Annotated in this window: 9 protein-coding genes; 3 read left to right on the top strand and 6 right to left on the bottom strand. The window is 65.4% G+C overall.

What is annotated here, in order from left to right:
• Positions 1-111 precede the first annotated feature (111 nt).
• From P9236_RS13220 to P9236_RS13210, 3 genes are all read left to right on the top strand, one after another.
• On the top strand, positions 112-2,184 hold the full coding sequence (locus tag P9236_RS13220; protein WP_278075067.1) for a hydantoinase/oxoprolinase family protein: 2,073 nt from the start codon (positions 112-114) through the stop codon (positions 2,182-2,184).
• Between the two features lie 2 nt (positions 2,185-2,186).
• Positions 2,187-3,884 (top strand): hydantoinase B/oxoprolinase family protein, encoded by a 1,698-nt coding sequence (locus P9236_RS13215; protein WP_278075066.1) that lies wholly within the window; start codon positions 2,187-2,189, stop codon positions 3,882-3,884.
• 249 nt (positions 3,885-4,133) lie between these two features.
• Positions 4,134-5,210 (top strand): phosphatase PAP2 family protein, encoded by a 1,077-nt coding sequence (locus P9236_RS13210; RefSeq protein ID WP_278075065.1) that lies wholly within the window; start codon positions 4,134-4,136, stop codon positions 5,208-5,210.
• On the opposite strand, the gene P9236_RS13205 is transcribed toward P9236_RS13210, so the two are convergent.
• From P9236_RS13205 to P9236_RS13180, 6 genes are read right to left on the bottom strand one after another with little or no spacing between them, the layout of a single operon-like run.
• Positions 5,207-5,668 (bottom strand): MarR family transcriptional regulator, encoded by a 462-nt coding sequence (locus P9236_RS13205; RefSeq protein WP_278075296.1) that lies wholly within the window; start codon positions 5,666-5,668, stop codon positions 5,207-5,209. The genes P9236_RS13210 and P9236_RS13205 overlap by 4 nt on opposite strands.
• The gene (locus tag P9236_RS13200) at positions 5,665-6,249 is read right to left on the bottom strand and encodes an amino acid synthesis family protein (protein WP_278075064.1); all 585 of its coding nucleotides are present in this window, start codon (positions 6,247-6,249) and stop codon (positions 5,665-5,667) included. Before P9236_RS13200 ends, P9236_RS13205 begins: the two co-directional genes overlap by 4 nt.
• Entirely contained in the window at positions 6,242-7,123 is an 882-nt protein-coding gene (locus P9236_RS13195; RefSeq protein WP_278075063.1) for a UPF0280 family protein, read from the bottom strand. The genes P9236_RS13200 and P9236_RS13195 overlap by 8 nt, the downstream gene beginning before the upstream one ends.
• The gene (locus P9236_RS13190) at positions 7,120-8,664 is read right to left on the bottom strand and encodes a 6-hydroxynicotinate reductase (protein WP_278075062.1); all 1,545 of its coding nucleotides are present in this window, start codon (positions 8,662-8,664) and stop codon (positions 7,120-7,122) included. The genes P9236_RS13195 and P9236_RS13190 overlap by 4 nt, the downstream gene beginning before the upstream one ends.
• On the bottom strand, positions 8,661-11,546 hold the full coding sequence (locus tag P9236_RS13185; RefSeq protein WP_278075061.1) for a molybdopterin-dependent oxidoreductase: 2,886 nt from the start codon (positions 11,544-11,546) through the stop codon (positions 8,661-8,663). Before P9236_RS13185 ends, P9236_RS13190 begins: the two co-directional genes overlap by 4 nt.
• Positions 11,543-12,400 (bottom strand): xanthine dehydrogenase family protein subunit M, encoded by an 858-nt coding sequence (locus tag P9236_RS13180; protein ID WP_278075060.1) that lies wholly within the window; start codon positions 12,398-12,400, stop codon positions 11,543-11,545. The genes P9236_RS13185 and P9236_RS13180 overlap by 4 nt, the downstream gene beginning before the upstream one ends.
• Positions 12,401-12,433 lie beyond the last annotated feature (33 nt).

The raw sequence follows: 12,433 nt of genomic DNA, 5'->3' as shown, positions 1-12,433 counted from the left end.
CTTGTGTTGGAAACTTATTAGTATACAAACGATCTTGAGGTCAAGATCGAGGCATAAAACACCTTTCCAAACTGGGACATGTCCGTAGTTTTAGCATTTCGGGTTTCGACAATGGATGAGAAATTTTCGGCGTCGGCGGGAAATGTTGTCGCAGGCATCGATGTCGGTGGAACCTTCACCGACCTGCTGCTGATCGACGGCAAGGCAGGCGGAAAGGTGCATATCGCCAAGACGCCGACCACGGTGGAGAACCAGGCATTCGGCGTGGTCGCCGCACTTGCCGCCACCGGCTTTCCGGTCGACGGCATCGACCTCATCGTCCATGGCACGACGACGACCACCAACGCCGTGCTGGAACGCCGGCTGGCCAGGACCGGCATGATCACCACGCGCGGCTTTCGCGACGTGATCGAACTCGGGCGTCGCACGAGGCCGCAAGCCTATGGCATGACGGGCACCTTCGTGCCGGTCATTCCGCGCGATCTGCGGCTCGAGGTCTCCGAGCGCGTCGAGGCGTCCGGCGCCGTTCGCCTCCCGCTCGACGAGGCGGAGATGCGCGATGCGGTGAAGCGGCTGCTCGCCGCCGGCTGCGAGTCGCTCGTCATCCATTTCCTGCATTCCTACGCCAACCCGGCGCATGAACGCCGCGCAGCGGAGATCGCGGCGGAACTCTGGCCGAACGGCCATATCACCACCGGCCATGCGCTGCTTTCGGAAGCGCGCGAGTTCGAGCGCGGCGTGACGGCGGCGGTCAACGCCTCGGTGCAGCCGATCCTGGAGCGCTATGTCGAGCGGTTGCGCAAGGAACTGGGCGCGAAAGGCTATGCGCGCGACTTCCTGATCATGAACGGCAATGGCGGCATGATCTCGGCCCGCTTCGTCACGCAGGAATCGGCCAAGACGGTGATGTCAGGCCCAGCGTCGGGCGTGATCGCGGCAGCCTATACCGGCAAGCGCGCCGGCTTCGGCAACCTCGTCACCTACGACATGGGCGGCACCTCGACCGACGTGGCGCTGATCCGCAATGCGGAGCCCGCCGTCTCGAACGAGATCGAGATCGAATATGCGATGCCGATCCATGTGCCGATGGTGGCGGTGCACACCGTCGGCGCCGGCGGCGGCTCGATCGCGCGCGTCGACGCGGCCGGCCTGATCCAGATCGGCCCGGAGAGCGCCGGCGCCAATCCAGGCCCGATCTGCTACGGGCGCGGCGGCACCGAACCGACCATCACCGACGCCAATCTGGTGCTGGGCCGGCTGGCGCCGAAGAAGCTGCTCGCCGTCGACAATCCGGTCACCGTCGAGCGCGTTACCGCGATCTTCGAAGACAAGATCGGCAAGAGCACCGGTCTTTCCGGCGTCGAAGCGGCGGGCGCGATCCTGAGGCTCGGCAACATGAAGATGGCTGGCGCCATCCGCATGGTGTCCGTGTCGCGCGGCCACGATCCGCGCGATTTCGCGCTGTTCGCCTTCGGCGGCGCCGGACCGTTGCATGCAACTGCGCTCGCGCGCGAGCTCGGCCTGCCCAAGGTGCTGGTGCCGGCGCGCCCCGGCATCACCAATGCGCTCGGCTGCGTCGTCGCCGATCTCAGGCACGATTTCGTCAACACGATCAACCAGCCGGTGGCGAGCCTCGACGAAGCGAAGCTTCGCGAGGTATTGGAACGGCACCGGAACGAAGGTGAGGCGCTGATCGCCAAGGAAGCGGTGAAGCCGGACGCGATCCGCGTCACCCATTCCGCCGACATGCAATTCGTCGGCCAGACGCACATCATCAACGTGCCGCTGCCGTCCTCATCGGTGACGCGCGCGACGCTGCAGCAACTCTTCGAAAAGGCCTATTTCGCGCGCTTCAAGGTCGAGCTGCCCGAGATCCGCGCCAATCTCGTCAACCTCAACACCTCGGTCACCGGCGTGCGGCCGCAGATCGATCTGTCGAAGCTGATCGACCCGGCGGGGCGCGCGGCAACGCTCGAGGGGGCGCTGCGCGAAATCCGGCCGGTCTGGTACAGTGGGCGCTGGCATGACACTCCGGTCTATGACCGCGAAAAACTGCCGCTCGACGCAACAATCGAAGGGCCGGCGATCCTGGAGCAGATGGACGCAACCACGGTGCTGGAACCCGGCGACCATGCGCGTTCCGACGCCGACGGCAACATCATCATCGACATCGGCGAGGCCTGACAATGCCGGCGCAAGGGGTAAAGCTCGACACGATCACGCTTTCGGTGCTGCAGGCCGCCCTGCAGCAGGTGTGCGACGAGATGGATCTGACGTTTTCCCGCGCGGCCTTCTCGCCGGTCATCGCCGAGGCCAACGATCGCTCGGATGGCATCTATTCGGCGGTCGACGGCTCGCTGATCGCGCAAGGCAGCCAGGGCCTGCCGGTGTTCGTCGGCGTCATGCAATATTCGACCAAGACGGTGATCGAGATGATCGCCGACGGCCGTTGCCTGCCGCCGGAACCCGGCGACATCTACATCGTCAACGATCCCTATCTCGGCGGCACACATCTGATGGATGTGCGCTTCGTCATGCCGGTCTATCGAAACGGCAAGATTTTCTGCTGGCTTTCCAACACCGGCCATTGGCCTGATATCGGCGGCTCTGTGCCGGGCGGCTTCTCGGCGTCGGCCACTGCGGTCGAGCAGGAAGGCCTGCGCCTGCCACCGGTGAAACTGTTCAAGAAGGGCGTGCTCGACCCGGAAATCTACGCCATCATCTGCTCGAACATCCGCGTCGCCGACCAGCGCATCGGCGATATCCGCGCGCAGGCTGCCGCGTTGCTTATCGGCCAGGACAGGCTGAAGGAAATACTAGATCGTTACGGAGACGAAACCATCGTCGACGCGATCGCCGAATTGCGCCGCCGCGCCGCCGACCAGATGCGCGCCTCGATCGCGGTGATACCGGACGGCGTTTATCGCTCGCAGGCCTTCGTCGATTCCGACGGCGTGGTGAACGAGCCGCTGACCATAAATCTGGCCATCGAGAAGAAGGGCGACATGCTGACCTTCGATTTCGCGGGCTCGTCAAAGCCCTGCGCCGGGCCAATGAACAGCGTGTTGGCGACGACCCTGTCGTCGGTCTATCTCGCCATGCGCCATATTTTTCCCGAGGTGCCGATCAGCGCCGGCGCCTTCGAGCCGCTGAACGTCAAGCGGCCGGAAGGCACCTTCCTCGACGCGAAATATCCGCGCCCCGTATCGGGCTGCGCGGCGGAGGTCTCGCAGCGCATAGCGGAAGCCGTGTTCGCGGCGATGGTGCAGGCGCTGCCGGAAAAGGTGACGGCGGCACCCGCCGGCTCCAGCGGCAATTTCGCGCTCGGCGGCAACGACCCGGCGCGCGGGCGCGACTATGTGATGTATCAGATCTCGGGTGGCGGCTATGGCGGCAATGCCGGCCATGACGGCTTGAGCAACGGCTGCTCGACCATCGGCATTTCGAAGTCGCCGCCGGTCGAGATCATGGAGCAGGCTTTCCCAGTTCTCTACCGGCACTACGCGCTGCGCGAGGGCTCGGGCGGCGCCGGCAGGCATCGCGGCGGTTTCGGGCTAGCCTATGAGGTCGAGATCCTGCGCGGCGAGGCACGCGCCTCCTTCGTTATGGACCACGGCCGCTTCGGGCCGCAGGGCGCGCTCGGCGGCAGGGACGGCGCGCCGAACAGCGTGATCGTGTTCCGCGGCGGCGAAGCGCATGTGCCGCCACATCTTTCCAAGGAGCAGGACATCGCGCTCAGGGCCGGCGACCGCGTACGCGTCGGCACGCCGGGCGGCGGCGGCTATGGCGACCCGCGCCAACGCGACCCGAGGCTGATCGCCGAGGATGTTCGGCTCGGCTACTATACGCCCGAACAGGCGCGGGAGATGTTCGGCGTTGACTGACGAACTGTCTGCCAGCCCGCAAGTATCGCGTCGTTATATTCGATTTATCTAAATCATCTATTTCTAAAACAAGATGCTGAAGATTGTGCGGCGGCTTTCAGAAAAGTCATGCTCAAACAACAAGATAAAGCTGGATGAGGATTCGAAGAAAAGTCATCTTGCCTTATTGGCTCAAACCAACCTAACTGGATAAGAATATATTAAGCCCACAACTATAGATAGAAGCCCCGGTGGCGCAGGGGGGCGTTCATGGGCTTGTCCGACGGGGTGCTTGAGGATGCGAGTTTGCCGAGCCAGCCGCGATCGCGGTCTGGCCAGCCGGCGGGCGTCGCAAAACTAGACGATGTTTCGCGTAAACTGCTCGCGCTCTGCCTCTTCTATATCCTTGGAGCAGCCCTGATCTGGCCGTCGATGTACTCGGGCGTTGCGCAAATTTATCTGTCGGAACTCGTTGCCGGGGGTCCGATCTGTTTCTTCGCTGTGATGATCCCGGCGGCAATAATCATCTCGCCAAAGGCGCCGATCGGATTCATCGTGACTCTGGTTCGAGCGAACGGGATGCGAGCCGCGCTCGTCGTGACGGTCTTCATCCTGTTGCTTGCCGCATACACGACCTGCAAGGTGAACATCCCGGAGATCGTGCCTTTCTATAGCGACGAAGCCTTAGCCGACCTCGACGAACTCCTGCACGGTCAGGCGCCGTGGCAAATCGCGCATGCATTCGATTCCGACACTTTGGCGCTGGTCATAGGGACGACCTATTCCAAGATCTGGTTTCTCGAATGGTTCGGCATGGTGTTCTTTGCGGCGCTGTGCTCCAACCAGCTGATGCACCTGCGCTATCTCGCCGCCCTTGCGCTCGTCACAATGGTGGTCGGAACGCTTCTGGCAACGCTGTTCTCCTCCGTCGGGCCTATCTTTTACGATGAATTCTTGGGCGGCGACCGCTATGCGGAGCTTCTGAAAGTAGTGAGGCAGCACAACCAGCTTGCGCTGCGATATTCCCATTACCTTCTTGCCAGCTACAAGGCCAATATGCCCGCGCTTGGCTCCGGCATATCGGCCATGCCCAGCATGCACGTGGCGATCGCCACGCTGAACGCCTTCTATCTGGCACGGCTGAACCGTTGGCTCGGCGTGGCAGGCTGGGCGTTTGCGATCTTCATCCTGTTCGGTTCCTTCTATACGGGCTGGCACTATGCCGTCGACGGCTACATCTCGATGCTGGTCGTCGCCGTGATCTGGCGACGCACCGCCGGCATCGCCGACATCAAAACCGGCACTTCCGGTTCAACGACGGATGCACCAGACAGGCAGTTTCTCTAAGCAAGTTTCGCCAGCAGCCGCAGGAAAGTCGCGGCTTCCTTGGCCGTGAGCGGCGCAAGGGTCTCCTCGGTGATCGTGCGGGCGAGCGGGATCAGCCGCTCGATCGCCTCGCGGCCTTCCGGCGTCAGATTGACCAAGAGCCGCCGCTTGTCGACCTCGTGCTTGGAAAGCTCGACAAGGCCGCGCGCCTTCAGCCTGTCGATGACGCCCTTCACGGTGGCGGCGTCCATGGCGATCAGCGTTCCGAGCTGGTTCTGCGAGGTCTCGCCTATATCGTAGAGCTTGGCGAGGGCCGCAAATTGCGGCGGCGTCAGGTCGGCGATGTGCGAAGCAAAAATCGCGACATGGCGCTGATGCGCCTTGCGCAGGATGAAGCCGACCTGGTCCTGCAGATGGTAGTTGTTTTCGTCCGGCTCTTCGCCTTCGACCAGCCGCAGCAGATTGTCCTCACCGCTCATCTCAGGCCGTCCCATGCCTTGATGTCCTCGGCCGCGAGGCCGCCCATGCGGTTATGGACGCGCGGACCGCAAGTCATGGCGAGGCAGAACAGGATCTCGTCGGGGCGCGGCCCGTCGCTGACGCCGACCTCCATGGCATCGAAATGGCTGCGCACATAGGCGGCATTGATGTGGCCGAGCGGCACGTCGAGCCGCGCGCCAAAGGCGCCGACCTTTTTTGCCGAGGGCACGATGGCCTTAGCGTCGCCAAGGCGCTCGCGCATGGCATAGCCGCCCGGCACATGCCACAGCGCGCCGTGCTCCAGCTCACCCGCCGTGCCGACGATGGCGCCCTTGCCGTAGCCGTCGATCTGCTTCACGTCGCCGCCAAGTGCCGCGATCAGCTTGTCGGACAGCAGAAGCCCGAGCGGCTTCAAGTCTTCCATCGCTCCCTGCAGGTCCTCGACATAGCGGCCGGCGAACGGGTTTTTGACCACTGCGAGAGCGGCAGCGCGGCGGCGCGGCTCCTTGGCCACGGGGCCGCCGTCATGAAAAATCTCTTCCGTCAGAACCGCGACCTTGCGGATCGGAAAGTCAGGCATGGGCAGTTTCCTTCGCTTTATGCATGTTGGGCGCGGCAAGCGCCACGGAACCACTGACGCGGGTTTGGCCCGCCAGGAACAGCGCCGAAGCGGCAATCAGGCCGCACCGGCGAAAATCTTCGGCGACGGCAAAGCCGTTGTCCAGCGCCCGCGCCACCTCGCCGGGTGCCAGCGCACCAACGCCTTGCGTCACCGGCCGACCGCCGAGATCGCTGTCGGGCGCGAGATCGCGCGCGGACACACGATGGATCGCCGGATGGAAAGGCAGGTCGACGGCGTTGGCAATCAGCGTCGCCGCAGCGTCCGCCTCGGCACCGCTCCGCGCGAGCACGGTGACGGCATCGGCGATGCCCAGCGAAAAGGACCGGCCGCGCCAGCCGCTGGTGGCTATGCCGCGCACGCCATCTTCGGCACGGATGGTGATGCGGTCGGCCATGCCGTGCCCGGTGCCGGCGATCGCCAGCATCATCGACTGGCCCCTACCAAGATGGATGGCGCTGTCGCCGCCATTGTTGACATAGGCGCGTTCGAGCCGGCGTCCGGCAAGCAACGAGCCGAGAACTTCGTCGGCTACCGAGCCGGCAACGGCGGCTATCGGTGTGATGAAGCTTTCCGCCAACGGCGAAACAGCCGCCTCCATGCGCCGCGCCGTCGCCCCCGCGAAAGCGCGCGGCCGCAGGGATGCCGGGCGGCGCAGTTCGGGAAGTTCTTCCACCAGCTCGTTCAAAATCGTCTGGAAGCGTTCGACAGCCTGGGCATAGGCGGCGCGGCGTTCACCCGCCTCGCCGAAGGCTTCGACGATCAGGTCTATCGGCCCGTGGTTGAGATGCAGCCGCTTGCCGTCGGCGAGCCAATGCGCCTGCGGGCCGTTCATCCCTCGGCTCCGTTGGCCCGGCCGCGGCGCAATTGCGCCAGCGGCGGCCAGGGATTGCCGGCAGGCGCGCCGGCGCCACGGCGCGAATTGAGATATTCGCCGCCCTTGGCGAGGATGTCCTCGACGCTGCGGATATCGCTCTCGTAGCCGCCGAGCCGGACATAGTCGTCGCGGCGCATGGTGAACTCGATCGGCGCGACCAGCGCCGGCGTCGGCACATAACCGAAGGCGCCTTCCGGCACGCGGGTGACGTCGACCATCAGCGTGATGCCGCCGCCCGGCCAGACATAGACCGGCGCGCCGCCCACCGTCACGTAGGTCCTCAGGCCCTGTACCGAGCGCGTGAGATTGACCGGGTTTTCGGTGACCCCGGCGCGCAGCGAGCCACCAGCGCCGCCAACGAAGAGCACGGTGCACAGCGCCGGCTCGCAATTGTCCTCGATCAGGCCGACGGATTTTTGCAGCCGCTGCGGGAACGGCTTTTCAACCGGCTTCAGATCGTCGTCGAGCTCGTAATAAGCGAATTGCTCACCGGTCGTCGAAACCATCATGAGCGACAGGCCGGGACGGGCACCTTTCTTGGCATTCCAGTCGCCGAGGATCGACAGCGGATCGGAGATCGTGGTGCCGCCCCAGCCAAGGCCCGGCTCCGACACCTTGAAATAGCGGCCGGGAGTTGAGCGGCGACCGATGATTTTTATCCCCGTGTCTTCCCAGCCGAGGACCTTGCCGGCCTGATGCTCGGAGACGACGCCGGTGATGTGGTCGTCGACCACCACCACCTCGTCGACCAGCCCACGCCATTGCGTGGCGAACATGCCAATGGTGGCCGAGCCGCAGCCGACACGCATGCGATGCTCGACCTTGCCGTCGATGACCGGCGCCTTGCCGGCCTCGACGATGACGGTGGCGCCGCCGTCGATGGTGAGCTCGACCGGCTTGCGGTTGCATAGGTTGAGCAGCGCATCGCAAGTGGCGCGCCCCTCTGCCTTCGAGCCGCCGGTCAGGTGATGGACGCCACCGAGCGACAGCATCTGCGAGCCGTACTCGCCCGTCGTCACATGGCCGATCGCCTCGCCTTCGGAGCGCACGGTCGCCGTCTCATCGCCGATATGGCGGTCGGTGTCGATCTTCACCTTGACGCCGCAGTAGGAGAAGATGCCTTCGGTGACGACGGTGACGAGATCGACGCCCTCGACCTCCTGGCTGACGATGAAGGGCGCCGGCTTGTAGTCGGGATAGGTAGTGCCGGCGCCGATCGCGGTGACGAAGCGGCGCCCGGTGTTGACCAACTCGCCGTCCCACTCCTCGCCCTCGGCGACGAACGGCACGACGGCGCCGCCGGTCTCGGCCGCGTGATCGAGGATGGTCAGCGGGTCCATGCGCACGATGCGGCCGCCGACATTGCCGTAGCGGTCGCAGGCGCCGGTGCGACCGTCGGCGATGTAGCACATGACCGGGCAGGCATCGCAACGGATCTTCTCCGCCACTTGCTTCTCGCCGGGATCGTGGGTTTCGAAGCGTTCGGCAAGCTCGCTCATCGGCGCGCCTCCTTTTCACGGATCGCCGCCAGGATGCGGCTCGGCGTTGCCGGCACCTTGGTGACTAGGACACCGGTGGCATGGCGGATGGCATTGAGGATCGCCGGCGCGGTCGGGATCAGCACATGCTCGCCCAGGCCCTTGGCGCCGAAGGGACCTTCCGGGTCCGGAACCTCGACCAGAATATGCTCGACCGGCGGCACGTCGCCGATGGTCGGGATCAGATAGTCGTGCAGGTTTTCGGTGCGACCGGGGATGTATTCCTCCATCAGCGCCATGCCGATGCCTTGCGCGATGCCGCCCTCGATCTGACCTTCGACCAGCAGCGGGTTGATCGCCCTGCCGACGTCGTGCGCGGCGGTGACCTTGATCAGCCTCACGGTGCCCAGCCTGAGATCAACCTCGAGCTCGGCGATCTGCGCGCCATAGCCATAGACGGCGTAAGGCTTGCCCTGGCCCTTGGCGTCGAGCGGCAGGGTCGGCGGATCATAGGTTTCTTCCGCTACGAAGACGAGACCGTCGGCATCGGCCTTAAGCGCCGACAGATCGATCCGCCGCGCCGCGTCGCCCTCGTGGATGGAGATATTCGCGCCATCGAGCGCGATCGTCGCCTGATCGGACACATTGGCAAAGCGCAGGATCTTTTCGCGCAGCGCGCGGCCTGCCTTTTCGGCGGCCTTGCCGGTCACAAAAGTCTGGCGCGAGGCGGATGTTTTGCCGGCGTCGGGCGTGATGGCGGTGTCGGCGCTCTTCAGCCGGAATTTCTCCAGCGGCAGGCCGAGCGCGTCGGCGCAGATCTGGGTGATGACCGTGTTGGAGCCCTGGCCGATGTCGACGGCGCCCTGGTGCAGGATGACCTCACCGGAGCCCGAGATACCGACCTTGATGGTCGATGGATTGGGCAGCGAGGTGTTGCCACAGCCATACCAGCAGGAGGCGACGCCGACGCCGCGTTTGCTTGCCGTGTTGACCGCATTGAAAGCTTCCGCCTCGGCAAGCGCGCGCGACCAGTGCGGTTGGAGCGCTTCCAGGCATTCGCCAATGCCGACGCCCGACTCCAGTCGCTGGCCAGTGACCGTCTCGCAACCATCGCGCAGACAGTTCTTCAGCCGGAAATCGAGCCGGTCCATGCCCAGCTTGCCGGCGAGCTCGTCATACAGCGTCTCCTGCATGATCGTCGCCTGCGGCACGCCGAAGCCGCGGAAGGCGCCGGCGATCGGGCCGTTGGTGTGGATCGCGCGACCCTCGGCGCGATAGTTCGGCGTGGCGTAGGGGCCGGAGGCATGCACCGGCACGCGATTGGCGACGGTCGGACCCCAGCTTGCATAGGCGCCGGTGTTGAAGTCGCCGGCAAAGATCATGCCGGTGATACGGCCCTCGGCATCGGCACCGATCGTCGCCTTCATCTCTGCGGGATGGCGCTTGGTGGTCGACATCATCGATTCGTTACGCGTATAGGCGAGTGCGGCCGGCCGTCCCGTCTTCATCGCTACCAGACCGATGAGGGGCTGCAGCGAAACGTCAAGCTTGGAGCCAAAGCCGCCGCCGGTGGCCGTGGGCACGATGCGCACCTTATCGGTGGGAAGGCCGAGCACCTTGGCCGTATCGTCGCGGTCCATATAGGGCGCCTGGGTACAGGCGACGACAACGAGCGTGTCGCCGTCCATGTAAGCATAGCCGGCTTCGGGCTCGATATAAGCGTGCTCGACGAAGGACGTTTCAATGCTGGCGGACGCGGTCACGGCGGCGCCGGCGAGCGCGCCGTCTGGATCGCCGCGTTCGACATATCCGGAGGTGAGCAGGTTCGCCGGGCGGTACTTGTGGATCAGCGCGGCGCCGTCAGCCCTCGCCTCGCGAGGATGCAGCAGATGCGGCAGCTCCGTCCAGGCGATGGGGAAATCCGTCAGGTCGAGATCGAGGATCGCTTCGCGCTCGCCCGCCACCAAAGCCACCGCCTCGCCGCGCAGCCGCGCGACGCCTTCGGCAAGCGCCGGCTGGTCGGCAAAGGGCCCGATGACACCGAAGCAGTTCTTGCCCGGAATATCGGCGGCGGTGAAGACGCCGACGATGCCGGGATGCGCTTTTGTCCACGCCTCCAGATCGCCGAAACTGAAGCGGGCGTGATAATGCGGCGAGCGGATCACCAGCACCGACAACGCATCGGCCGGAAAAGAGTCGCCGCCAAACTGTTCGCCACCAGTGACCTTCGGCACGCCGTCGAGGCGGATCGGCGAAGCGCCGACGGCGTGACCACAGGCCGGCATGCGATGATCAAAGTCGTGGCCTAACTGGCAAGGCTGGTGCTGCCCCTCACCCCTACCCTCTCCCCGTGAAGGACGGGGAGAGGGGGGCGTCAGCGCTGGAGCTTCATCCTTCCCCCCGTCCGCAAACCGCCCCGCATCCATGATCGCGGCAATGATCTTTCGGTACCCCGTGCAGCGGCAGAGCACGCCGCCCAGCGCATCCTGTGTCTCGGCCTCGCTCGGCGTCGGATTGCGCTCCAAAAGCGCGGTGGCCGCCATCAGCAGGCCCGGCGTGCAGATACCGCACTGCGCGGCGCCGTGCTCCAGGAACGAGGCCTGCAAGGCGGACAGCCTGCCATTGGCGAGGCCCTCGACCGTGGTGACGGATGCTCCGGAGACGGAGGCCGCCGGCACGAGGCAGGCGCAGACGGGATCGCCGTCGACCAGCACGGTGCAGGCGCCGCAATCGCCGGCGTCGCAGCCGACCTTGGTGCCGGTCAATCGCAATTCGTCGCGCAAAACCTGCGACAGCCGTCGCACCGGCGGCACCGAGACGCTGACGGCTGCGCCGTTGACTTCGAAGGTGATGTCGGCGCGCTGCATAGCAGGCTGGGCAATGCCGGACTGGGCCATGCTCATGCCGCCACCTTGCTTTCGCCGAGGCCGATGGCGGCGCGCACGGCACGCGCAACGATCTCGCGCGCAGCGTCATGCCGGTATTCGGCGCTGCCGCGCACATCGGCGATCGGCGACAGTTCATCGATCGGCGCGGACAGCACCGCATCGGCAAGCGTAGAGGTCGCAGGCTGGCCGCGAAGGACCGCCTCGACGCCGGCAAGACGGCGGGCAACGGCCGAGCAGGCGCCGACGGCGATCGCCGCGTCGGCGACCGCGCCATCCGCGATCACGAGGCGAGCCGCCACCATGGCGATCGAGATGACGAGATAGCGCCGCGCGCCGAGCTTGACGAAGGCCGACGCGCCGGCGGCGGAAGGCTTCGGGACACGGATGGCGGTGACCATCTCGCCGGGCCGCAGCGCCGTGCGGCGATTGCCAAGGATGAATTCGCCGAGCGGCAGGTAGCGGGTCGCCTTCGCCGAGCGCAATTCGACTTCCGCCTCGAGCACCAGCAGCGCCGGCACGCCATCGGCGGCGGGCGAGGCATTGCAGAGATTGCCCGCTACGGACGCGACATTCTGGATCTGAACGGAGCCGACCTCGCGCGCGGCCGCCTTCAGCGCATCGAACGCCGCCGGCAGCGGGTGGCGCACGATGTCGGTCCAGGTGGTGCGGGCGCCGATCCGCCAATGATCATCCGTCTCGACGATGCCGCGCAGCGCGGCCAGGCTATTGATGTCGAGGACATTGTCGCGCAAAGGTTTAGCGCCCTGCGCCGGATAGAAATCCGTACCGCCCGCAAGAATGCGCCAGCGGTCCTCGCCAAGAAGAGCGAGCGCCTCGTCGACCGTGGTGGGTTTCGCGTAACGGATCACGCCTTGCCTTCCCGAAAAGGGCCTTTCCGAGGG

The sequence above is a fragment of the Mesorhizobium sp. WSM4884 genome (assembly GCF_029625675.1).
Classification (GTDB): Bacteria; Pseudomonadota; Alphaproteobacteria; order Rhizobiales; family Rhizobiaceae; genus Mesorhizobium.
Note: the sequence above shows the minus strand (reverse complement) of the source record. Positions and strands in the feature narration are given on the sequence as shown.

Excerpts from the sequence above, each read along its gene's own strand:
- P9236_RS13220 (WP_278075067.1), top strand. The coding sequence starts at position 112 with ATGGATGAGAAATTTTCGGCGTCGGCGGGAAATGTTGTCGCAGGCATC.
- P9236_RS13215 (WP_278075066.1), top strand. The coding sequence starts at position 2,187 with ATGCCGGCGCAAGGGGTAAAGCTCGACACGATCACGCTTTCGGTGCTG.
- P9236_RS13210 (WP_278075065.1), top strand. The coding sequence starts at position 4,134 with ATGGGCTTGTCCGACGGGGTGCTTGAGGATGCGAGTTTGCCGAGCCAG.
- P9236_RS13205 (WP_278075296.1), bottom strand. The coding sequence starts at position 5,668 with ATGAGCGGTGAGGACAATCTGCTGCGGCTGGTCGAAGGCGAAGAGCCG.
- P9236_RS13200 (WP_278075064.1), bottom strand. The coding sequence starts at position 6,249 with ATGCCTGACTTTCCGATCCGCAAGGTCGCGGTTCTGACGGAAGAGATT.
- P9236_RS13195 (WP_278075063.1), bottom strand. The coding sequence starts at position 7,123 with ATGAACGGCCCGCAGGCGCATTGGCTCGCCGACGGCAAGCGGCTGCAT.
- P9236_RS13190 (WP_278075062.1), bottom strand. The coding sequence starts at position 8,664 with ATGAGCGAGCTTGCCGAACGCTTCGAAACCCACGATCCCGGCGAGAAG.
- P9236_RS13185 (WP_278075061.1), bottom strand. The coding sequence starts at position 11,546 with ATGAGCATGGCCCAGTCCGGCATTGCCCAGCCTGCTATGCAGCGCGCC.